Annotated in this window: 20 protein-coding genes; 10 read left to right on the top strand and 10 right to left on the bottom strand. The window is 70.5% G+C overall.

The window, feature by feature from the left end; translation table 11 throughout:
• The first annotated feature begins 692 nt into the window (after window positions 1–692).
• The 4 genes from ACYVO7_RS22865 to ACYVO7_RS22850 all read left to right on the top strand — a co-directional run bounded on the left by ACYVO7_RS22865 (window position 693) and on the right by ACYVO7_RS22850 (window position 4,141).
• Window positions 693–1,148, top strand: coding sequence for an NADH:ubiquinone oxidoreductase subunit NDUFA12 (locus tag ACYVO7_RS22865; RefSeq protein WP_460452077.1), 456 nt, complete (start codon window positions 693–695; stop codon window positions 1,146–1,148).
• A gap of 97 nt (window positions 1,149–1,245) precedes the next feature.
• Window positions 1,246–1,713, top strand: a complete 468-nt coding sequence (locus tag ACYVO7_RS22860; protein ID WP_460452076.1) for an OsmC family protein — start codon at window positions 1,246–1,248, stop codon at window positions 1,711–1,713.
• A gap of 51 nt (window positions 1,714–1,764) precedes the next feature.
• Window positions 1,765–3,312 (top strand): tetratricopeptide repeat protein, encoded by a 1,548-nt coding sequence (locus ACYVO7_RS22855; RefSeq protein ID WP_460452075.1) that lies wholly within the window; start codon window positions 1,765–1,767, stop codon window positions 3,310–3,312.
• 178 nt (window positions 3,313–3,490) lie between these two features.
• Entirely contained in the window at window positions 3,491–4,141 is a 651-nt protein-coding gene (locus ACYVO7_RS22850; RefSeq protein WP_460452074.1) for a DUF2155 domain-containing protein, read from the top strand.
• A 43-nt stretch (window positions 4,142–4,184) separates the two neighbouring features.
• Here ACYVO7_RS22850 and mdoH read toward each other — a convergent pair whose 3' ends face one another.
• From mdoH to ACYVO7_RS22835, 3 genes are all read right to left on the bottom strand, one after another.
• Window positions 4,185–6,425, bottom strand: coding sequence for a glucans biosynthesis glucosyltransferase MdoH (gene mdoH, locus ACYVO7_RS22845; protein ID WP_460452073.1), 2,241 nt, complete (start codon window positions 6,423–6,425; stop codon window positions 4,185–4,187).
• A complete protein-coding gene (locus tag ACYVO7_RS22840) occupies window positions 6,401–7,990 on the bottom strand; it encodes an OpgD/OpgG family glucan biosynthesis protein (RefSeq protein ID WP_460452072.1) in 1,590 nt (529 codons plus the stop codon). The genes mdoH and ACYVO7_RS22840 overlap by 25 nt, the downstream gene beginning before the upstream one ends.
• Window positions 7,991–8,206: 216 nt before the next feature.
• Complete coding sequence (locus ACYVO7_RS22835) at window positions 8,207–8,851, bottom strand: hypothetical protein (RefSeq protein ID WP_460452071.1); 645 nt, start codon at window positions 8,849–8,851, stop codon at window positions 8,207–8,209.
• Window positions 8,852–8,964: 113 nt separating this feature from the next.
• Between ACYVO7_RS22835 and glmU the strand changes: the two genes are divergently transcribed.
• From glmU to ACYVO7_RS22820, 3 genes are all read left to right on the top strand, one after another.
• On the top strand, window positions 8,965–10,416 hold the full coding sequence (glmU, locus tag ACYVO7_RS22830) for a bifunctional UDP-N-acetylglucosamine diphosphorylase/glucosamine-1-phosphate N-acetyltransferase GlmU (protein ID WP_460452070.1): 1,452 nt from the start codon (window positions 8,965–8,967) through the stop codon (window positions 10,414–10,416).
• Window positions 10,417–10,582: 166 nt separating this feature from the next.
• Window positions 10,583–12,409 (top strand): glutamine--fructose-6-phosphate transaminase (isomerizing), encoded by a 1,827-nt coding sequence (gene glmS / locus ACYVO7_RS22825; protein WP_460452069.1) that lies wholly within the window; start codon window positions 10,583–10,585, stop codon window positions 12,407–12,409.
• Window positions 12,410–12,498: 89 nt separating this feature from the next.
• Window positions 12,499–13,305, top strand: a complete 807-nt coding sequence (locus ACYVO7_RS22820; RefSeq protein WP_460452068.1) for a DUF502 domain-containing protein — start codon at window positions 12,499–12,501, stop codon at window positions 13,303–13,305.
• A 28-nt stretch (window positions 13,306–13,333) separates the two neighbouring features.
• Here ACYVO7_RS22820 and ACYVO7_RS22815 read toward each other — a convergent pair whose 3' ends face one another.
• The 5 genes from ACYVO7_RS22815 to ACYVO7_RS22795 all read right to left on the bottom strand — a co-directional run bounded on the left by ACYVO7_RS22815 (window position 13,334) and on the right by ACYVO7_RS22795 (window position 17,598).
• Entirely contained in the window at window positions 13,334–13,684 is a 351-nt protein-coding gene (locus tag ACYVO7_RS22815; RefSeq protein ID WP_460452067.1) for a hypothetical protein, read from the bottom strand.
• A gap of 57 nt (window positions 13,685–13,741) precedes the next feature.
• A complete protein-coding gene (locus ACYVO7_RS22810; protein ID WP_460452066.1) occupies window positions 13,742–15,829 on the bottom strand; it encodes a molybdopterin-containing oxidoreductase family protein in 2,088 nt (695 codons plus the stop codon).
• A 30-nt stretch (window positions 15,830–15,859) separates the two neighbouring features.
• Window positions 15,860–16,246 carry a hypothetical protein gene (locus tag ACYVO7_RS22805; RefSeq protein ID WP_460452065.1) on the bottom strand — a complete coding sequence of 129 codons (387 nt, stop codon included), beginning with the start codon at window positions 16,244–16,246 and terminating at the stop codon, window positions 15,860–15,862.
• An 85-nt stretch (window positions 16,247–16,331) separates the two neighbouring features.
• Window positions 16,332–16,754 (bottom strand): nucleoside-diphosphate kinase, encoded by a 423-nt coding sequence (ndk, locus tag ACYVO7_RS22800; RefSeq protein WP_460452064.1) that lies wholly within the window; start codon window positions 16,752–16,754, stop codon window positions 16,332–16,334.
• Window positions 16,755–16,896: 142 nt separating this feature from the next.
• Entirely contained in the window at window positions 16,897–17,598 is a 702-nt protein-coding gene (locus tag ACYVO7_RS22795; protein ID WP_460452063.1) for an aquaporin, read from the bottom strand.
• Window positions 17,599–17,688: 90 nt separating this feature from the next.
• Here ACYVO7_RS22795 and ACYVO7_RS22790 point away from each other — a divergent pair, with 90 nt between their 5' ends.
• The gene (locus ACYVO7_RS22790; protein WP_460452062.1) at window positions 17,689–18,225 is read left to right on the top strand and encodes a DinB family protein; all 537 of its coding nucleotides are present in this window, start codon (window positions 17,689–17,691) and stop codon (window positions 18,223–18,225) included.
• Between the two features lie 264 nt (window positions 18,226–18,489).
• Here ACYVO7_RS22790 and purN read toward each other — a convergent pair whose 3' ends face one another.
• Both purN and purM read right to left on the bottom strand, forming a co-directional pair.
• Window positions 18,490–19,140 carry a phosphoribosylglycinamide formyltransferase gene (purN, locus tag ACYVO7_RS22785; RefSeq protein ID WP_460452061.1) on the bottom strand — a complete coding sequence of 217 codons (651 nt, stop codon included), beginning with the start codon at window positions 19,138–19,140 and terminating at the stop codon, window positions 18,490–18,492.
• Complete coding sequence (purM, locus tag ACYVO7_RS22780) at window positions 19,137–20,222, bottom strand: phosphoribosylformylglycinamidine cyclo-ligase (protein ID WP_460452060.1); 1,086 nt, start codon at window positions 20,220–20,222, stop codon at window positions 19,137–19,139. The genes purN and purM overlap by 4 nt, the downstream gene beginning before the upstream one ends.
• Window positions 20,223–20,361: 139 nt before the next feature.
• On the opposite strand from purM, the gene ACYVO7_RS22775 reads away from it, so the two are divergent.
• Both ACYVO7_RS22775 and ACYVO7_RS22770 read left to right on the top strand, forming a co-directional pair.
• Window positions 20,362–20,901, top strand: coding sequence for a CDP-alcohol phosphatidyltransferase family protein (locus ACYVO7_RS22775; protein WP_460452059.1), 540 nt, complete (start codon window positions 20,362–20,364; stop codon window positions 20,899–20,901).
• On the top strand, window positions 20,877–22,061 hold the full coding sequence (locus tag ACYVO7_RS22770) for an AI-2E family transporter (protein ID WP_460452058.1): 1,185 nt from the start codon (window positions 20,877–20,879) through the stop codon (window positions 22,059–22,061). The genes ACYVO7_RS22775 and ACYVO7_RS22770 overlap by 25 nt, the downstream gene beginning before the upstream one ends.
• Window position 22,062 lies beyond the last annotated feature (1 nt).

Genomic DNA, 22,062 nt, shown 5'->3' with positions numbered 1-22,062 from the left:
AATGTCCAGCCCCTGGCCATAATCTGTCTGCTGCCCCTGCGGGCCCGGACGGCTTCTTCAGGCCCTCCGTCGCCCTCGCGCCGCACCCGCCCCGCGGGAGACGGAAGCAGGGCGGCGCCAGCCTGCGGCGTCCCTGTCCCGCCCCGCCCGACGCCGCCCGGAAGGGGCCGCGACGGCTGTGCTGCACGGTCATGAAATTAGGGCGGCGCCCCTCCAGACGTCAAGGACTAGTGTATTCGCGAACCCGTACGCCCAAGATGTTGTGACGCGGGTGTGAAGAGTGGGGAGAATGCAACGGCGTTTCGTAAGCCTCGGATTCTTCTACAAGAATCGTTCGAGTTTGAATCGATTCACCCTGATCGCAGGGAAGCGGCGACGTCGCGGCGGGGGATGACGGCCCGACACGCCCGCGTTCACGCTTGACTCGGCGGGCGTTTGCGGAATGGAGGCGAAGACGTGGCGAAAGTGAGGCAGGCGCTCGCCTGCAAGCGGAATCGCCGGCGCGCGGGTCCAGGGTGCGCGCGTCCCGCGGTCCGGCCGAATCGGGAATCGCGGCGCCGCCCCCTCCTTGGACGCTTGGCGCACTGGACAGGACGGCGTTCGCCCGTATAGTCCGCGCCGAAACGCCTGGGGCCGCCCTGGATGGGCGGAGTCGAGGCCCTCCACAGGCCCGTGATCCACAAAGGCCCGCGATGAAGACCTTCCTGCTGCAATTCTTCACCTGGTGGAGCGGCCAGACGATCGGCACGCGCTTCCACACCTGGCGCTTCGGCGAACTGGTCGGCACGGACGAGTTCGGCAACACCTATTACCAGACGATCGGCGGCAAGGTGGATCCGCAGATCGGCGTCGTGCGCCGCTGGGTCATCTACAAGGACCGCACCGAGGCGACGCTGACGCCGCCGGGCTGGGTGGGCTGGCTGCGCAACACGTCGCCGCTGCCCCCGACCCAGGACGGCTATCAGCCGCGCGAGTGGGAGAAGCCGCACGTCCCCAACATGACCGGGACCCCCTTCGCCTACCGGCCGCAGGGGTCGATCCTGTCAACGGGCGAGCGCCCGGCCGCCACGGGCGACTACGAGGCGTGGTCGCCGACCGGCCAGCCCGCCGCCGCGCGCCCGACCGAGGGCGAGATCTCCCGCGGCTGAGCGCGCCCGCTCCCGTCTCCTGCGTCTTGAGGCGCCGCCCTTTTCGGGCGGCGTTTTCGCGCGCCCGGCGTTATGGTCGGGGCAGGAGGCGCCCGCCATGCGCGAACACCGCTACCGCACGACCACCGTCTGGACCGGCAGCCTCGGCGTCGGCACGACCGACTACCGCAGCTACAGCCGCGAGCATGTGGTGCGGGTGGTCGGCAAGCCGGACATCGCCGGATCGTCCGACCCGGCCTTCCGGGGCGATCCGGCCCGGCACAACCCCGAGGACCTGTTCGTCGCGTCGCTCTCGGCCTGCCACATGCTCTGGTACCTGCACCTCGCGGCGGTCTCGGACGTGGTCGTGACGGCCTATGAGGACGACGCGGAGGGCGTCCTCTCCGAGGGGCCCGACGGCGCGGGACGGTTCACCGCGGTGGTGCTGCGCCCCAGGGTCACGATCGCGCCCGAGAGCGACGCCGGGAAGGCGCGCGAGCTGCACGATCAGGCGCACCGCTTCTGCTTCATCGCCAATTCTGTGAGCTGCCCCGTCTCGTGCGAGCCCGAGATCGCGCAAGGCTGAGTGCATCTTTGATTGATAACAATCAGTGGTAGAATCCGCCAGAATCATCTGGTGGACGACGCCGTGCAGCCCAGCCCCACACCGCTTCAGGAGCGCCCGCCCGGGCGCCTCGACGTCGAGCGCCTCGTGGCCCTCGCCGATCGCGAGCAGGCGCAGGCCCGCTTCCCCATGGCCATCGCCCTCTACAGGCTGGCGCTGGAGGCCGACCCCCACCATCTCGGCGCGGCGTCGCGCCTGTCGCGCGCGCTGTTTTGCGCCGAGCGCTGGTCGGAAGCGTGGCCGGCCTACGAGGTGCGCTTCAGGCTGATGGCCGAGGCGCCCACCGTCACGCGCCGCGGCGCGGACGGGCGGCGCGAGCCGGTGCGCCGCTGGACGGGAGGACCGGCGCCGAGGAGCCTGCTCGTGCTGGCCGAGCAGGGGCTGGGCGACACGCTGCAATTCTGCCGCTTCCTGCCGCGGCTGGCGCAGGCCGGCGTCAAGGCCAGCCTGGTCGCGCCCGCCAGGCTGCTGCCGCTGCTGTCCAGTCTCGACGGGCCGGTGGAGCTGCGGCCGCTCGAGGCGGCCGGCTCGGTTCCCGGCATCGACGCCTGGGCCACGCTGCTCGACCTGCCGCGCGCGATGGGGCTGGCCCCGGCCGACTACGGCGCGCCCGCGCCCTATCTGCGCGCCGACCGGGCGCGCGTGGCGGCGTGGCGCGACCGCCTGGCCGCCGAACGCGCCAAGGGCGCGACGCTGCTGGTCGGGATCGCCTGGCGGGGCAACCGGTCCGCGCCGGGGGATGCGCGCCGCTCGGCGGCGCTGGAGGACTTCGCCCCGCTCGCCGCCGTCCCGGGGGCGCGGCTCGTCTGCCTGCAGAAGGACGCGGAGCCCGGGGAGATCGCCGGATGCTCCTTTCCGTCGTCGATCTTCCATCCCGGTCCGGACTTCGACGCCGGGGAGGGCGCCTTCGCGGACACGGCCGCCATTATGGCCAGCCTCGACCGCATCGTCTGCGTCGACACGGCCGTGGCGCATCTGGCGGGGGCGCTCGGGCGGCCGACCGACCTTCTGCTCCAGCCCGACTGGGCCGACTGGCGATGGCTGGGCCGGGCCCTCGACACGATCTGGTATCCGACCATGCGGCTGCGCCGGCGCGCCCGGGGGGAGACTTTCGCCGACGCCGCCGCGCAGGCGGCGGCCGACCTCGCCGGGAGCGCCGCGCCGGGCGCCGCCGCCCGCGGCGCGCTGACGGCGCCGCTCTCGGCCGGCGAGCTGCTGGACCGGATCTCGATCCTGGACCTCAAGGCCGAGCGCATCCCGGACGCCTCCAAGCGGGCGCATGTGCGCGCCGAGCGGTCGCAGCTGCTGGCGGTGAGGGACGCGGCCGGGCTCCCGGGGCGGGCGCTGGCGGCGCTCGAGGAGGAGCTGCGGCGGGTGAACGGCGAGCTCTGGGACGTGGAGGACCGGCTGAGGGCCTGCGAGGCGGGGGGCGACTTCGGCCCGCGCTTCGTGGCGCTGGCGCGGTCGGTCTATCTCGCCAATGACAGGCGGGCGGCGCTGAAGCGCGAGATCAGCCGTCGGGCCGGCTCGCCGATCCTGGAGGAGAAGTCCTACGGGTGAGGCTCCAGGCGCGCCCGCCCTTTCTCCGCCCTCATTGCCATGTTAATCACCCGGCCCGGATGACGACCGCGGCGCCGAGTCGCGGCGCGACAACGAACGCGTGCTGATGCTCTTGCTCCGAAACGCTTCTCCCGCCCGTGGGTCCCATTCCGTCGCGGCTCGCGCGGCTTGCGCGCTCATGGCGGCCTGCGCCGTGGCGGCCGCGCCAGGCCCGGCCCGCGCCGACAAGATCAAGAACCCGACCGCGATCTTCGCCGGGCTCGACAAAATCACGGGCAGAATCATATCCTTCGAGGCGGCCGTTGATGAAACGGTTCAATTCGGCGCGCTGCAGATCACGCCCCGCGTCTGCTATACGCGCCCGGCCACCGAGCCGCAGAACACGACGGCCTTCATCGAGGTGGACGAGGTCACGTTCAGCAACGAGGCGCGCCGGATCTTCGGCGGCTGGATCTTCGCCTCGAGCCCGGGGCTGCACGGCATCGAGCACCCCATCTACGACGTCTGGCTGACGACCTGCAAAGGCGGCAAGGACGTGATCCCGGACCCGGTGGATCCGGACAAGTTCGACCCGCTGAAGCCGACGCAGCCCGATCCGAAGGTGTCGCAGCAGCGCCGGCAGACGCCGCCGGCGGGCGTCACCGCCTCCGCGCCGAGGACGCAGCCGGGCGCTCCCTCCGGCGCCGTGCCGCCCGCGCCGGTGGCGGGCGGGCAGATCGGCGTCGCCGCGCCTCAGGGCGTGCCGGTGGCCCCGCGCCAGCCGACGCAGCGCTTCTTCCCGACGAACCAGCGGACGCTGACGGAACGCGACGGCGGCGGGAACCGCTGAGCGGCTTCGTCCCGCTCCGAGCGGGGCGTCCCGGGCGGGAGGATCACTCCGCCGCGACCGCGCCCTCCGCCACGGGGTCCTGCCGGGCCGGGAGCCCGGAGAGCAGGCCCAGCAGCGCCCGGTCGTGCAGCACGACCATGGCCTCCTTGGGATGCAGCCACTCCAGCGCGTCCTCGAGCGATTCCGCGTCCAGGAGCTTGGCCTCCGCGACGGCGCGCTCGCGGTCGATTTCGCCGCGCTTGCGGCGCGGGGCGGAGGGCAGCATCGTCTCGTGGCGCGAGCGGAACAGCGGATCGTCGTGCACGGCGCGGATGGCCGAGGCCTCGTCGATTCCGGAGGCGGCGAGCTCGGCCATCAGGGCGTTGGCGCGGGTCGCGATCGGCGGCGGCGAGCTCTCTTCGGGCGTCAGCAGGAGGCCCGCGCCTTTCAGCGCCAGGCCCATGGACAGCATGCCGGAGGCCGCCGAGATCGGGATCGCCAGCACCAGCCCGAGGATGGTGGGCGACATCCAGCCGAACAGGGACGGGGCGATCATGAAGGCGGAGACGCCGGTGACCACGCCCAGCAGCATCTGCAGGCGGTGGCGGCGCACGATGTCGCGGAACGGGATCGAGCCGTCGTCGCGCCGCTGCGGGTTCCAGCCCGTGTCGCGCCCGGCGATGATCTGGAACACCGCGCCCGACTGGATGACCATCAGGATCGGCGCCAGCAGGGCCGACATGATCACCTCGATCAGGGCCGAGACGACCAGCCGGAAGCCGCCGCCGCTGGCCCGGCGGATGGACCCGCGCACCAGCGCCAGGATCAGCCCGAACAGCTTCGGGGCCAGCAGGATCGCCATGGTGATGCCGAAGAGCTGCAGCGCGCGCTCGGCGTCGAAGCGGGGCCAGGCCGGGAAAAGCGAGAACTCCTTGGTGAAATATTCCGGCCGCACATAGCGCGTCTGCAGCACCAGCACGATGCCGACCATGAGCTGCATCAGCCAGAGCGGCGAGGCGAGATACGAGAAGATGCCGGTCGCGAAATGCTGGCGCGTCGGCCAGGTGAGGCCGGCGGCGCCGATCACGCGCGAGTGCTGCAGGTTGCCCTGGCACCAGCGCCGGTCGCGCGTGGCGAGGTCGATCAGCGACGGCGGGCTCTCCTCGTAGCTGCCGTCCAGCTCGGGCAGCATGTAGACGGTCCAGCCGGCGCGGCGGATCAGGGCCGCCTCGACGAAGTCATGGCTGAGGATGTGCCCGCCGAAGGGCGGCTTGCCGGAGAGATGCGGCAGCCCGCAGTGATCCGCGAAGGCCTTCGTGCGGATGATCGCGTTGTGGCCCCAGTAGTTGCCCTCGCGGCCCGACCACACGGCGAGGCCGGTGGCGATCACCGGGCCGTAGATCTTGGCCGCGAATTGCTGCAGCCGCGCGAACAGCGTGTTGCGGTTGATGATCAGCGGCAGCGACTGGACGATGCCGGCGTCGGGATCGGCCTCCATGGCGGCGGCCAGGCGCGTGATGCAGGCGCCCGTCATCAGGCTGTCGGCGTCCAGCACCAGCATGTGCTCATAGGCGCCGCCCCAGCGGGTGACGAAGTCCTCGATGTTGCCGGCCTTGCGGCCGACGTTCTTCTGCCGGTGGCGGTAGAAGAACCGCGCCTGCGGGCCGAGGCGCTCGCGCAGCGCCCAGAAGGCGCGCTCTTCGGCGATCCAGGCGTCCGGCTGGGTGCTGTCGGACAGGATGAAGAAGTCGAAATGCTGGATGAGGCCGGTGGCGGCGATCTCCTCGTACATCGCCTGGAGCGAGGCGAAGACGCGGGCCGTGGCCTCGTTGTAGACCGGCATCACCACGACGGTGCGGGCCTTGAGGCTGTCGGGGACCGGCGGCGGCCGGCGCCCGCGCAGCAGCGCCAGGAAGCCCACGATGGCGCTGGTGAAGGCCAGGGCGATCCAGGAGAAATTGACCGTGAACAGGGCGACGAGCGCCCACTGCAGCGCCGTGACGCCGGAGACCGAGACGACCCGGTACATCTCCATCGCGCCCCAGGCGGTCAGGCCGATGGACGCCGCGAAGACGAAGATGCGGGCCAGCCAGGGCTTGGAGCGCCGCACGACCGGCTTGCGCACGTCCTTGCGCGACCAGGCCTTGAGCGACTGGACCGGCATCGCCAGCGGCGTCTCGGGCGGCAGCGGGGGCAGGGGCGCGGACAGGGTCGCGCCGACGGGCGCGGGCTGCGCCTCGAGGTCTCGGGCGCCGTGCTCTCGCGAGGTCTTTGCGGCGTCTAGGGTGTCCAACGATACAGCCATGTCTCGCTCAGCGCCTTGCCGCCTGCCTCCAGCACGAGGCGCAGCTCGCACGCGGTCTCGTTTCCGGGCTCCAGTTCGAAACCCACTCGGTAGAGCCTGCGTTCCGGGTAGGGCCAGAGCCTCAGATTGGACACCGTCCCGGTCGCCGAGGACAGCATCGCCTTGAGCTCCAGCACGGTCTGCGTCTGCTTCAGCATTTCGCCGGTGAAGTCCACCGCGAAGCGCCGCGCCGTCGCCGTCCGCCCCTTGCCGACCCGCGTCGCCGTCACGGTCGCCAGTGGCGTCCGCTCCGGGGGCTGCCAGCACCAGAACTGCCGGTAGGCGACGGAGACGTCCCCGCCCGGCTGAAGCGGCTGTTTGGGCCGCCAGTATGTCAGAACGTTGTCGTTGATCTCCGATTCGGTCGGAATCTCGATCAGCTGCACCAGTCCGGGCGACCAGTCGCCGATCGGCTCGATCCAGAGGCTGGGGCGGCGCTCGAAGTTCTGGTCGTCGTCCTGGAAGGCGCTGCTGTCGCGGTCGCGCTGGATCAGGCCGAAGCCCTTCGGCGCGGGATCGACGAAGGCGGAGATCTGGAGCGTGTCGGGATTGGACAGCGGGCGCCAGACCCACTCGTCATTGCCGTTGTGGATCTGCAGGCCGCCGCTCTCATAGACGGCGGGCCGCACGTCGTCGACGTTGCGCCGGTCGTTCGACCCGAACAGGTAGGTCGAGGTCATGCCGGCCACGCCCCAGTTCTCGACGGGCGCGCGGGGAAAGAGGGTGAGTTCGGCGTCGATGATCGAGACGTCGCCGGTGCGCAGCGTGAAACGATAGGCGCCGGCGACGCTCTCCGAATCCAGCAGCGCGTGGATGACGAGGTTGTCCGTGCGGGCGGCCGGCTGCTCGATCCAGAAGGCGCGAAAGAGCGGGAACTCCTCGCCCTTGGGGTCGCCGGCCTTCAGGGTGAGGCCGCGCGCCATGACGCCCAGATTCTGGCCGCGCGCGGAGGAGCGGAAGAAGGTCGCTCCCTGGAAGATCGCGACCTCCCGCTGGCGCCCGTTCTGGCCGTCGCCGAAGACCCGGAACCCGGAAAAGCCGAGGTCGGGCAGCGTCGCGGGCACGTTCAGCTTGCCGTAGTCGAAGCGGCTGCGGTCATAGATGACGCGGCGCACCGCGCCGTCCTCGACGATGAAGAGCGAGACCGCGTTCTGGAAGGCGAAGCCGCGGTGGAGGGGCTCCACCGTGAAGCCGCGGCCCTCCATGTTCCACAGCGTGGCGCTGGGCTGGGCGCGGATGCCGATATACTGCTCGTAATTGAGGTTGGCGAAGGGGTCCGGCAGGTCGCTGGGCGGCGGCGTGTAGGCGCGCTTCGACAGGAGCCTCGCGAGGTCGACCAAGGTCGTCGGACTGAAGCGCTGGCCCTCGCCCAGCGTGCTCTGCAGCGCCTGCGCGGCGAAGTTCTGCGCCAAGGCTGGCCCGGCCGCCGCCAGCAGGCCTGCGCCGACGCCGAGCGTCAGGACGGAGCGCCTGTCGAACGGGCGCGCGGCCTTCGCGGGGGAGGTCGGAGGAATTTCGCTCGACATCGACGACAGGAACCCAATTAGCCTTTGGCGACGACGGCGCATGATGCTGGGCTGCGCCGCGCCCGTCGATCGGGCGCGCTTCTAGCACACTATAGAGGCAGGGCGATCCGTTTCGAAGATCGCGTGAAGGCGGAGCGTCATGCGATCAAAACATGCCGGGCCGCCGCAAGACCACCGATTTGTGTCCTTTGGCCCCGAGGCGGCGTCCGCCGGCGGTCAGGCTCCGGGCGAAAGCCGCGCGCCGTCGGCGCGGGCGACGTCGCAGGCGGCGCCCTTGGCCCGCCAGCGGCCGCAGAACTCGGCCGCCTTGGCGGCGTTCGCAAACGGACCGAGCGTCAGGATCTGCCGCTGCGGAGCGTTCGGCGACGGCCGCACGGAGGCGGAGAGCGATCCGATGTCGTCGGCGTGGGCCTGCTGGAGGATGCGCCACCGGCCCCACAGGGTCGCGGCCGCGGCGCTTTCGCCCAGCGCGATGGTGAAGGTCTCGGCGGACACGGCCTGCAGCGGCTCGGCCGGGGCCGCCGCCGCTGGCGCGGGCGCGGCCGGCTCGGACGGCGGCGCGGGCGCCGGGCGGGACGCCAGCGAGCCGGTCGCGACCACGTCGGGACGCGGCGAAGACGCGGAGAGGTCGGCGGCGGACGCCTGCCGGACCGGCGCGGGCTCGGTCCTGGCGGCGGGCCAGAGGCAGGGCGCGCAGAGGAGGATCGCCGAGACGGCGACGCCGGCCCAGGCGGCGGCCGACGCCGCCGCGGCGCGATCGGCCGGCGCCGTCGGCGGGACCGGAGCCGCAGCGCCGCCCGGAAGCGGGCTCCCGGGCGCCGCCTGCGCGAATGTGGGCTCGATACGCAACGGTTGGAGCATCGAAGGACCAGTGTCTCCGGACGGGAGTGGTGCGCCTCGCCGGCATGTGCGATTCATTGCGACTCTAGGTCGTCATCGTAAATGAAACCCCACCAGCCGATCCGGATCCTCCCATGAGCGACATCACCATCCCCCCTGCCGCCGCCGCGGCCTCGACGACGGACGGGCGGCCGAGCCCCGACCACGAAGCGGCCGGCGCGCTGAAGGATGAGCTGCTGGGCCCGGCGGTGACGCGGCGCGGCCTCGCCGTCATCCTGGCGGCGGGGGAGGGGACGCGGATGAAGTCGTCCCGGCCCAAGGTGCTGCACGCCGTGGCCGGGCTGAGCCTGCTCGGGCACGTGATCGCGGCCGTGCGGGCGGCCGACATGGACGCCATCGCGGTCGTGGTCGGGCCGGGGCGCGAGGACGTGGCCGAGGAGGCGCGCCGCCTCGCGCCGTCGGCCCGCATCTTCGTGCAGGCCGAGCGTCTCGGCACGGCCCACGCCGTGCTGGCCGCCCGGGAGGCGATCGCCGACGGCTTCGACGACATCGTGGCGCTCTTCGCCGACACCCCGCTGGTGCGGCCCGAGACGATCCGGCGGCTCCGCAACGCGGTCGGGGAGGGCGCCTCCGTGGCGGCGCTCGGCTTCGAGGCGCAGGACCCGACCGGCTACGGGCGCCTGCTGATCGAGGAAGGGTCGCTGCTGGCCATCCGCGAGCACAAGGACGCCACCGAGGAGGAGCGGGCCGTCCGGCTCTGCAACGCCGGCCTGATGGCGCTCGACGGGCGTCACGCGCTGGAGCTCCTGGACTCGGTGGGCGCCGACAACGCCCAGAAGGAGTATTACCTGCCCGACGTGGTGGGGGCGGCGCGCGAGAGGGGCTACGCCACCCAGGCGCTCATCGCCGGCGAGGACGAGGTGCGCGGCGTCAACGACCGCGTCCAGCTCGCCACCGCGGAGGCCCTGATGCAGGGCCGTTTGCGCGAGGCGGCGATGCGATCGGGCGTGACGATGATCGCGCCCGAGACGGTGTTCCTCAGCCACGACACGACCTTCGGGGCCGACACGGTGCTGGAGCCGAACCAGTGGTTCGGCCTCGGCGTCGAGATCGGCGCCCACGTCGTCATCCACGCCAATTGCCACATCGAGAAGGCGAAGGTCGGCGACCATGCGGAGATCGGCCCCTTCGCGCGGCTGCGGCCGGGCGCGGAGCTCGGCGCCAAGACCAAGGTGGGCAATTACGTCGAGGTGAAGAACGCGCGGCTCGGCGAGGGCGCGAAGGTCAACCATCTCAGCTATGTGGGCGACGCGGAGGTCGGGGCCGGGGCCAATATCGGGGCCGGGACGATCACCTGCAATTACGACGGCTTCCACAAGGCGAGGACCGTGATCGGCGAGAAGGCCTTCATCGGCTCCAACTCCGCCCTGGTCGCGCCGGTGACGGTCGGCGCCGGCGCCTTCGTGGGATCGGGCTCGGTGATCACCGACGACGTGCCGGAGGACGCGCTGGCGCTGGGCCGCGGCAGGCAGGTGGTCAAGGCGGGCTGGGGCAAGGCTTTCCGGGACGCCAACAAGAAGAATTGACGATAAATGCACGTTATGCGGGCTTACTGATGAAGGACGCGCGCAGATCGACCTTCGATCTGTTACTCTTGGTCATCCAATGTGATTTCGCGCGGTGACAAGCGCGATCTAATAAGCACTGAACGGGGCGCTCGCTCGTCGCGGATTAGGCTCTGGAGACCAAACCATGTGCGGGATCGTCGGCATCCTGGGAACGACACCGGTCGCATCGCTGATCGTGGACGGGCTGAAGCGCCTCGAATACCGGGGCTATGACTCAGCCGGCGTCGCCACCCTCGAACGCGGGCGGCTGGATCGCCGGCGTGCGGAAGGCAAGCTGCGCAACCTCGAGGCGCGCCTGCGCGAGCAGCCGCTGGACGGCCTGATCGGCATCGGCCACACGCGGTGGGCCACCCATGGACGGCCGAGCGAGCGGAACGCGCATCCGCACGCCACCGACAAGCTCGCCGTGGTCCATAACGGGATCATCGAGAACTTCCGCGAATTGCGCGAAACGCTCCAGGCCGACGGGCTGCGCTTCGAATCGGAGACCGACACCGAGGTGGTGGCGCAATACGTCACCCGCGAGATGCGCCGCACCAACGATCCGGTTGCGGCCGTCGCGGCGTCGCTGGCCCAGTTCCGCGGCGCCTTCGCGCTCGCCTTCCTGTTCGACGGCGAGGAAGACCTCATGATCGGCGCCCGGCGCGGCGCGCCGCTGGCCGTCGGCTGGGGCGACGGGGAGATGTATCTGGGCTCCGACGCCCTGGCGCTCGCGCCCTTCACCGACACCATCACCTATCTGGAGGACGGCGACTGGGTCGTGCTGCGCCATGGCGGCGCCGAGTTCCGGGACCAGAACAACGTCGTCGTCCAGCGCCCGAAGCAGAAGACCAGCGCCGGCGCCTTCCTGGTCGACAAGGGCGCCCACCGCCACTTCATGGCCAAGGAGATCCACGAGCAGCCGGAGGTCGTGGGGCGCACGCTCGCCCACTATATCGACATGGCGACCGGCCGCGTGCGCCTGCCCTTCGAGGTCCCGTTCGACTGGGCGGACCTCGACCGGCTGACGGTCTCGGCCTGCGGCACGGCCTATATCGCCGGGCTGGTGGCGAAGTACTGGTTCGAGCGCTTCGCGCGGCTGCCGGTGGAGATCGACGTCGCGTCGGAGTTCCGCTACCGGGAGGCGCCGCTGCCCCGCAAGGGCCTGGCGCTGTTCATCTCCCAGTCGGGCGAGACCGCCGACACGCTGGCGGGGCTGCGCTACGCCAAGGAGAACGGCCAGAAGATCCTGTCCGTCGTCAACGTGCCCACCTCCTCGATCGCCCGCGAGAGCGACGTGGTCGCCCCGACCCTGGCCGGTCCGGAGATCGGCGTGGCGTCCACCAAGGCGTTCACCTGCCAGCTCACCGTGCTGGCCTGCCTGGCGGTGGCGGCCGGGCTCGCGCGCGGGACCCTGTCGGAGAGCGAGGGCCTGCGCCTCGTGACCGAGCTCATCGCCGTCCCCGGCCTGATGGCGGAGACGCTGAAGCACGAGCATGAGGTCGAGCAGGTGGCGCGCGACCTCTCCAAGGTCAGCGACGTGCTCTATCTGGGCCGCGGCTCCAGCTTCCCGATGGCGCTGGAAGGCGCGCTGAAGCTGAAGGAGATCTCCTACATCCACGCCGAGGCCTATGCGGCGGGCGAGCTCAAGCACGGCCCCATCGCGCTGATCGACGAGACCATGCCGGTGATCGTCATCGCGCCGCGCGACGCGCTCTACGAGAAGACGGTCTCCAACATGCAGGAGGTGGCGGCGCGCGGCGGACGCATCGTGCTCATCTCGGACGCGCATGCGGCGGCCGAGTCGGGGCTGGACGGGCTGGAGAACGTGGTGATGCCGCCGATGGGAGCCGACTTCGCGCCCATCGTCTATGCGGTTCCGATCCAGCTGCTGGCCTACTGGGCGGCGGTGGCGCTGGGCAAGGACGTCGACCAGCCGCGCAATCTGGCAAAATCCGTCACCGTCGAATAAACCTGTTCGTCGGAGCGCGTCGCGGAACGCCTCTCGCACGCATGGCTCCGCCTGCGTGCGTCGCATTGTCCGTCGAGGGGTTCTGACGCATGAGCATCGAGCCGGTTGAGGCCCCGCAGGCTGGTCTGGCGGCGACTCCGTTCATCGCCCCGGTTCCCCCGCCGAAGCGGTCGGCGGGGCACCGGCTCCGGGCCTATTTCCTGACCGGCGTCGTCGTCGCGGGGCCGCTGGCGATCACCGCCTACATCACCTGGTGGGTGGTCAATCTGGTCGACGGCTGGGTGAAGCCCTTCATCCCGGCCCCCTATCTGCCGGAGACCTATCTGCAATACCCGATCCCCGGCTTCGGGATGATCGTCGCCTTTTTCGGCCTGACGGTGCTGGGCTTCCTGACGGCCAACCTGGTCGGCCGTTCGCTGCTGGACTTCGGCGAGACCCTGCTCGGGCGCATGCCGGTGGTGCGCGGGCTCTACAAGAGCGTGAAGCAGATCTTCGAGACGGTGTTCTCGCAGTCGGGCACGTCATTCCGCACGGTCGGGCTGGTGCAGTTTCCGGCCAAGGACATGTGGTCGATCGTGTTCCTGTCGACCCCGCCGCAGGGCGAGCTGCAGGAGCGCATGCCGGGCCAGCACGAGTATGTCGCCGTGTTCATGCCCTGCACGCCGAACCCGACGACCGGGTTCTTCTTCTACCTGCCGCGCCACGAGGTGATCGAGCTGTCGATCTCGGTCGACGAAGGCGCGAAGCTGATCATGTCGGCGGGGCTGATCCAGCCCGACGGCCAGCGCCGGCTCGCCAAGCTGGCCGAGCAGGCCCGGCAGCGGGACGAGGCCATGCGGCTCGTCCCCGCGGACGAGGACGGCGCCGCCGCATCCAAGGTCGAGGCGGCCGAGTAGGCCCGCTCCCGCGCTCGGCCGAGCCGCGTCAGATCGGGCGCTTCAGCTTGCAGGCGTCGATGTTGGCGAGAGCCTTGTCGCGGGTCGTGTCGTCGAAATAGCTCTTCTGGCGGAAGTTCTCGAACTCCACCTTGGTCATGCCGTCGACCGTCCTGGTCGAGTAGCAGCTGCACGGCGTGTGCACCGCCTCGCGGGTCGTGCCCATGAGCCTCGACTGGCTGATCAGGCAGCGATCGAACACCCACAGCTTCGCCGCATAGCGGTTCATGCTCCTCGTGGCGGGATCGGGCTGCGGCTCGGCGAAGTTCGAGGAGGAGCCGCCCGCCATGGCGGAGGATGCGACCAGGGAGAAGGCGAGGGCGAGGCGAGCGACGAGCATGAAGGAGAATCCCTGTGCAAGGTTTGTCTCGCACCCTTCGCAAGTGCACGCGTCACGTCAAGTCTTCACGACGCGCACGCGATTGTCGTGGAACGCGGCGCCGCCGAAGGGCGCCGGCGCGTCCGCGCCCGTGAGGTGGTTGATGCCCTTGCCGTCCGGATAGGCGCTGTCCGGCCAGATCGACTCGGCGATCAGGACGCCACGCCGGACCCCCTCGAACAGGCGCGCGGCGAGGCGCACCGAGCCGCGGTCGTTCTCCAGCGCCACCTCCTCGCCGTCGGCGACGCCGAGCGCGGCCGCGTCGGCCGGGTGGATCATCACCGTGGGGCGCTTCTCGTTGCTCAGCGAGGTCGGCGTCTCGTTGAAGCTCGTGTTGAGGAAATTGCGGGCCGGGCTGGTCGCCAGCCGGAACGGGTGTTCGGGCGTGGCCTCCTCGATCACCGCCCAGTGGTCCGGGAGGGCCGGCATGTCGGCGATGGGACCCATCGGCCCGTCATTGGAAAAGGGCACCTTGGGCCAGTCGGGCTTGAAGCGGAACTTGCGGTCCGGCCAGGCGAAGCCGTCCAGATAATGCGCCTGCTCGAAGGGGGGCTGGGCGTCGATCCACTTGCCCGCCTCGAGATCCTCCAGCGTCCCCCAGCCCGACTCGCGCAAGGTCCAGTCGATGATCTCGCGCGGCGTCATGTCGAAGCCGCGGTGGCGGGCCCCGACCCGCGCCGCGATGGCGGAGACGACCTCGTGGTTGGAGCGGCATTCGCCCGGCGGATCGACCAGCTTCCCGCCGAACATGATGTATTGGTGCCCGCCGCCCTGGTAGAGGTCGTCGTGCTCCATGAACATCGTGGCTGGCAGGACGACGTCGGCGAGCCGGGCCGTCTCGGTCATCACCTGCTCGTGGACGCAGACGAAGAGGTCCTCGCGGGCGAAGCCCTGCTTGACGAGGCCCTGCTCGGGCGCGACCGCGGCGGGGTTGGTGCTTTGCACGAAAAGCGCCTTGACGGGCGGCCCGCCCTTGAGGGCGTCCGGATCGCCGGTGAGGATGCGCCCGATCTTCGACTGGTCGAGCTTGCGGACGGACGGGTCATAGGCGTCGAGGCCCTCGATCAGGGACTTGCGCCAGTGATAGATCGCGCCGTTGTTGTGGAAGGCCCCGCCGCCCTCGTGCAGCCACGCGCCCGTGACGGCCGCGAGGCAGGACGCGGCGTGCATGTTCACCGCGCCGTTGCGCTGCCGGGAGAAGCCGTAGCCCAGACGGAAATAGGTCCGCGGCGTGCGGCCCACGAGATGCGCGAAGGCCTCGATCTCCTCGACGGGCAGGCCCGTGATGGCGGAGGCCCATTCGGGCGACCGCGTCCGCAGGTGGTCGCGCAGCTCCTCCGGCGCGTCGGTGTAGCGGCGCAGATAGTCCCAGTTCGCCAGCCCGTCGCGGAAGAGCACGTGCATCACCGCGCAGGCGAGCGCGCCGTCGGTTCCCGGCCGCAGGCAGAGCGCCATGTCAGCCTGCTTCATGGTGGCGTTCTGGTAGACGTCGACGACGACGATCTTCGCCCCGCGCTCCTTGCGGGCCCGGACCGCGTGGGTCATCACGTTGACCTGCGTGGACACCGCATTGGTGCCCCAGATGACGACGCAGTCGGACTTCCCCATCTCGCGCGGGTCCGGCCCCGCCAGCTTGCCCGTGCCGGCGATGTAGCCCGGCCAGGCGAGGTTGATGCAGATGGTGGAGTAGAAGCCCGAATAGCGCTTGGCGTGGGTGAGGCGCTTCACGCCGTCGCGCATCACCAGGCCCATGGTGCCGGCGTAGTGATAGGGCCAGACGGACTCGGCGCCGAACTCGCGCTCCGCCTTCAGGAAATTCTCGGCCACCACGTCGAGCGCCTCGTCCCAGGATGCGCGCCGGAACTGGCCGGACCCCTTGGGGCCGACGCGCAGAAGGGGGTGGGTGACGCGGTCAGGGTGGTGAACCCGTTCGGCGTAGCGGGCCACCTTGGCGCAGATCACGCCCGCCGTGTAGGCCTGGTCCGGCGCGCCATACACCCGGCCGACGCGCGCGCCGTCGATGATCTCGACCTCCAGCGCGCAGGCGGACGGACAGTCATGCGGGCAGACGGAGGGACGACGGGTGACGGTGACGGGTGCGTTCATGTCGGCGCCTGGCGATGCCGCCAGACGACATCACGCGGCCCGGCGAATGTCCATGATGATCCGCCAGGCGTCCTGCCGGCAGAGGTCGATGAGGGCGGTCCGGCGTTCGCCGTCGCCCAGGTGAGGCAGCGCCTCGTCGATCCGCTGCACCGCCTCGCCGGTGATCTGGTCGAGCACGACCAGGCTCGGGATCGTGCTCCAGGCCATCTCGCAGGCCAGGAAGCGCAGGTCGTGGACGAGCTTCTCCACGGGAGATTCGGTCGCTTGCGCCTCGGCCTGCGCCGTTCCCCTGAGCCGCTGCGCGGCCCGAAGCAGCAGGTCGCGCGCCACGGACGCCCAATCGAGGGACGCGCCGTCCCCCCGCCCGGCGTCAAGCCGCGTCAGCTCTCGCGTGGTGAGATCCAGTGCGGGCGGCATGGCGGGAACCCTGTTGTGGTTCCCGCCAGAAGATTTCCGACGATTGATTCTCTCAACCAACCGTCAGTTGCGAATTCGGTTGAAGTCAGCCGACGATCTCGTTCCCCGCGAAGAACTGCGCGATCTCGACGGCCGCGGTCTCCGGAGCGTCCGAGCCGTGGACCGAGTTCTCGCCCACCGACTTGGCGAAGAGCTTGCGGATGGTGCCGTCGGCGGCGTTGGCCGGGTTCGTCGCGCCCATCACTTCGCGGTACCGGGCGATGGCGTTGTCGCCCTCGAGCACCTGCACCACCACGGGGGCGGAGATCATGAAGTCGACGAGCTCGCCGAAGAAGGGCCGCTCCTTGTGGACGGCGTAGAAGGTCTCGGCCTGCTGGCGGGTCATCTGGATCCGCTTCTGGGCCACGATGCGCAGGCCGGCGGCCTCGATGACGGCGTTCACGGAACCCGTCAGATTGCGCTGCGTGGCGTCGGGCTTGATGATCGAAAAAGTGCGCTCGAGCGCCATGACGAAATGTCTCCTGATGGGTTGTCCGCCGGCTTGCGGCGGCGACGGCCGTGCGGCGCCCGGCTTATACAAGCGGCGGCGCGGGGCCACAAGGAGACGCGCGAGACCGCGACGCGCCGGGCGCGCCGCGGCCGGTTCCCGGTCAGTCCTCCAGGACTCGGTTGCGGAACAGGGCGCCGGCCGCAAGGCCGCCGAGGACGGGCGCGACGATGAAGAGCCACAGCTGCGCCATCGCTTGGCCGCCGACGAAGAGCGCCGGTCCGAAGGAGCGGGCCGGGTTCACCGAGAGGCCCGTGATGGCCACGAAGGGCAGGTGCAGGACCAGGAGCGTGACCCCGATGGCGAGCCCGGCGACCGGCGTCGCGCCGGCCTTCGAGGTGGCCCCGAGGATCACGACCGTGAACAGGAAGGTGGCCACGACCTCGCTGACGAAGGCCGAGAAGACGTTCCAGTCCGCTCCCCAGCCGTTCTGGCCGAGCCCGGCCTGGCCGACGTCGTAGCCGCCCTTGCGGCCCATCAGGATGACGACGAGGAGCCCCGCGCCGAGCACGGCCCCGATCACCTGCGCGGCGACGTAGCGCAGCGCGTCGCCGCCGGTCATGCGGCCGGCCGACCACACCGCCGCCGTGACGGCCGGGTTGATGTGGCATCCCGAGATCGGGCCGATGCCGTAGGCCATCGCCGTCACCGTGAAGCCGAACGCGATCGCGATGGGCAGGATGGCGAGCGGCCCGCTGGGAACGCCGCTGCTGAGCACCGTTCCGAGCCCGCTGACTGCGACGGCGCCGCAGCCGATCAACACGAGCGCGGCCGTGCCGAGTCCTTCCGCCAGATAACGTTTCATCTTTTCCCCTCCGCGGGCTTCGGGGTAGCATCCCGCTCGAAGCCAAGGTCCACGGTAGACCTGCGCCGTCCAATTGACAAAGGTCTTCAGATGAATTGCCCGCGCATCCGCTCCTTCGCCGGCTACAACGCCTGGGCCAACCGCCGCCTCTACGACGCGGCGGCGCGGCTCGACGATGCGGATTACCGCGCCGACAGGGGAGCGTTCTTCCGGTCCGTGCACGGAACACTGAACCATCTGCTGGCGGCGGATCGCATCTGGATGCGCCGCTTCACGGGCGAGGGCGATGCGCCGAAGCGGCTGGACGTCATCCTGCACGACCGGCTGGAGGATCTGAGGCGCGCGCGCGAGGCGGAGGACGCCCGGATCGTCGCCTTCGCGCAGGGACTGACCGAGGAGAGGCTCGCCGGGTCCATCCGCTACGCGCGCGTCACGACGGGCGAGGTCTTCGCCCAGCCGCTAGCGCCCGCGCTGGACCACTTCTTCAACCACCAGACGCACCATCGCGGGCAGGTCCACGCCCTCCTGACCGGCCTCGGCGCCGAGGCGCCCGAACTCGACCTGCTGTTCTACCACCGCGAGAGCGGCGAGGGAGCGTCGGTGAAGGTCGGGGACGTCAGGTCCTGAAAGAGGTCGCCCAGCTCGGCCTCGTCTAGCATCATGGGCGTGGGCCCATGCGAGATCCGCCGCACCGCGACGTCGATCGTGAGCGCCGTTCCACCCAGGAGCGCGACCATCGCGAGGATCATCGAAAACGCAGACCAGTGTCTGTGCCGCATCGTGCTCTGCCCCGAATCACCTTGCTTTTGCAAGGAGTTGACTGATGAACCCGCCGAAAGCCGGCAGGATCATGGCAACCTGGAGGCGCAATGATGCGTGTAGCGACTTCGGTCAATCCAGCAGGGGGCTGACGAGCGCGGGCTGCGGTTTTGCGCCAGCTACGCGCACGCGCTGGCCTTCGCGGCGGGCCCGGCCGCCGGCCGCGAGCGCCAGGCCGAACGGGTAGAGCGCGTGCTCGGCCTGGAGCACCCGCGCGCCGAGCGTATCGGCGCTGTCGTCGTCCAGGACCGGGACCGCGGCCTGCGCGATGATCGGGCCGGCGTCGAGCTCGGGGACGACGTAATGCACCGTGCAGCCATGGATCCGCACGCCTTCGGCGAGGGCGCGCTCATGCGTGCGCAGTCCCCGGAAGGCGGGCAGGAGGGAGGGGTGGATGTTGATCAGGCGGTCCTCCCAGCGGGCGATGAAGCCCGCGGTGAGGATGCGCATGAAGCCGGCGAGGCAGACGAATTCGACGCCATGCGCCTCGAGCTGCGCCTGCATGGCCGCCTCGAACCCGTCCCGGTCGGAATGCGACCGGTGGTCCACGACCGCTGTCGGGACGCCGGCCTGCGACGCTTTGTCCAGGCCGCCCGCGCCGGGACAGTTGGACAGGACGAGCGCGATCTCGGCCGGGAAGGACGGATCCCGCGCGGCCTGGATCAGCGCCTCCATGTTGGAGCCGCGGCCCGAGATCAGGATCGCGGTGCGCCGGCGCGTCATGGGTTCGGCAGGGCCAGGTCGAGCTGGCCCTTGTAGACGACGGCCTGGCCGTCCTTGCGCGGGGCGAGGCGGCCGAGGCGCACGGGCTCTTCCCCGGCCTGCGCGAAGGCGGCCGTCACGGCGTCGGCCTCGGCGGCCGCGGCGACCACCACCATGCCGATCCCGCAATTGAAGGTGCGCAGCATCTCCGCCTCGGTCACGCCGCCGACGGCGGCGAGCCACTTGAAGACCGGCGGCGCCGGCACGGCCGAAAGCTCCACCACGGCGGCGAGGCCCTCCGGCAGCACGCGCGGGATGTTGTCCGGGAAGCCGCCTCCGGTGATGTGGGCCAGCGCCTTGATCCCCGTGGTGCTTCTCAGCGCAGCCAGGATCGGCTTTACGTAAAGGCGCGTCGGCTCGAGAAGGGCCGCCCCGATGGCCTGCTCGGGCTCGAAGGGCGCCGGGGCCTCCCAGGGCAGGCCGCTCAGGTCGACGATGCGGCGGACGAGCGAGAAGCCGTTGGAGTGCAGGCCCGAGGAGCGCAGGCCGATGAGGACGTCGCCGTCGGCGATGTCGGGGCGGGGCAGCAGCGTCCCGCGCTCGGCGGCGCCCACCGCGAAGCCCGCGAGGTCGTAATCGCCTTCGTTGTAGAGGCCGGGCATCTCGGCCGTCTCGCCGCCGATCAGGGCGCAGCCGGCCTCCTTGCAGGCTTTCGCCACGCCGGCGATGACCTGCGCGCCGACATGCGGGGCGAGCTTGCCGGTGGCGAAATAGTCCAGGAAGAACAGCGGCTCGGCGCCCTGCACGACGAGGTCGTTGACGCTCATGGCGACGAGGTCGACCCCGATCGTGTCGTGCTTGCCGGTCTCGATGGCGATCTTGACCTTGGTGCCGACGCCGTCATTGGCGGCGACAAGCACCGGATCCTTGAAGCCGGCGGCCTTGAGGTCGAACAGGCCGCCGAAGCCGCCGATCACCGCGTCGGCGCCCGGGCGCGCGGTGGCGCGCACCAGCGGCTTGATCGCCTCGACCATGGCGTTCCCGGCGTCGATGTCGACGCCCGCTTGCGCGTAAGTCAGGCCGCCGCCCTTGTCGGTCGCCATGGAAATCCTCCGTCCTGCGGGCGGAGTAAGCCGACAGCGGCGGGCTGGCAAGGGGCGCGGCCTCGCTTGCCTGTGAGGACCGCCGCTCCCGCGCCGGCGAAAGCTCGCGAAAGGCGCCCCGGTCGCCTAAGCTTTGATCATGCGCGTCGTGAACATTCCGAATCTGATCACCATCGGCCGGTTCCTCCTGGTTCCGTTCGTGGTGGCGATGATCGGCCAGTCCGAATGGACCCTCGCCTTCGTCGCCTTCGCGATCGCGGGCGTCTCCGACGCGGTGGACGGCTACATCGCCCGGCGCTTCGACATGCGCTCCGAGCTGGGCGCCTATATGGACCCGCTCGCCGACAAGGCGCTGCTGGTCTGCATCTACGTGTCGCTGGCCGTCGTGGGCCAGCTGCCGGGGTGGCTCGCCATCGTGGTCGTGTCGCGCGACGTCATGATCCTGGGCGCGATCATCCTGTCCTGGGTGCTGGGCAAGCCCATCGCGATCAATCCGTCGCGGCTGTCCAAGGCCAACACCACGGCGCAGATCGCCTTCGCGGCGGTGATCCTGGGGTCGCTCAGCTACGGCTTCGACGAATCCCGGCTCGTCGAGGCCGGCATGGCGGTCGTGGCCTGCTTGACGATCGCATCGGCGGGCGCCTATCTCGCACGATGGCTGAAACACATGGCGTCGTGATCGCCCCCTATGACCGCACGGCCGTCCAGCCGGCGGATGCGCCCCCGGCCGCCCCCGAACGGCCGATGTCGCTGCAGCGGCAGGCGGCGTTCTGGCTGATCGCGCTCGGCGTCGCGGGCCTGGGCATCTACGTGTTCAGCGGCATCCTGCTGCCCTTCGTGGCGGGGCTGGCGCTCGCCTATTTCCTCGACCCGCTGGCCGACAGGCTGGAGCGGCTGGGCTGCAGCCGGCTCTGGGCGTCGGTGGCCATCCTCGGCCTGTTCGTCTTCGTCTTCGTGGTGGCGTTGCTCCTGCTCCTGCCGGTGCTGGCCAGCAATCTCGCCGACTTCGCCGAGAAGGTGCCGGGCTACGCGCAAAGGCTGCAGCAGCTCGTGGCCGAGCGCGGCCGGCCCCTGCTGGAGCGCTTCGGCGGGACCGTCGCGCCCGACCTTCAGAATTCGCTGGGCGATTTCATCGGCAAGGGCATCGCCTGGCTGGGCGACGTGCTGAAGTCGCTGTGGAACGGCAGCCAGACCCTGATCGGGCTCGTCTCGCTGCTCGTGGTGACGCCCGTGGTGGCCTTCTACCTGCTGGTGGACTGGGACCGCATGATCGAGAAGGTCGACAGCTGGGTTCCTCCCCGCCACAAGACGACGGTCCGCGGGCTGGCCCGCGAGATCAACGACGCGATCGGCGGCTTCATCCGCGGCCAGTCGCTGGTGTGCCTGCTGCTGGGCACCTGGTACGCGGTCGGCCTGCTCCTGTGCGGGCTGAATTTCGGCTTCCTGATCGGCATGCTGGCGGGGCTGATCTCGTTCATCCCCTATGTGGGGTCGCTCACCGGCCTCGTGCTGGCGGCCTCGGTCGCCATCGTGCAGTTCTGGCCCGACTGGGTGATGGTCGGCGCCGTGCTGGCGGTGTTCTTCACCGGGCAGTTCCTGGAGGGCAACGTGCTGTCGCCCAAGCTCGTGGGCGAGGCGGTGGGGCTGCACCCGGTGTGGCTGATGTTCGCGCTGTTCGCCTTCGGCACGCTGTTCGGGTTCGTGGGCCTGCTTCTGGCCGTGCCGCTGGCGGCGACGGCCGGGGTGCTGGCGCGGTTCGGCCTGCGGCAATATCTGGCGAGCCCGATCTACACCAGCGCCGCGGCGCCGCTGCGGCGCGACCCCGGGCCGGACGCCTGAG

It is taken from the genome of Alsobacter sp. SYSU BS001988 (assembly GCF_054796215.1).
This window is presented reverse-complemented; position numbering and strand designations above follow the sequence as displayed.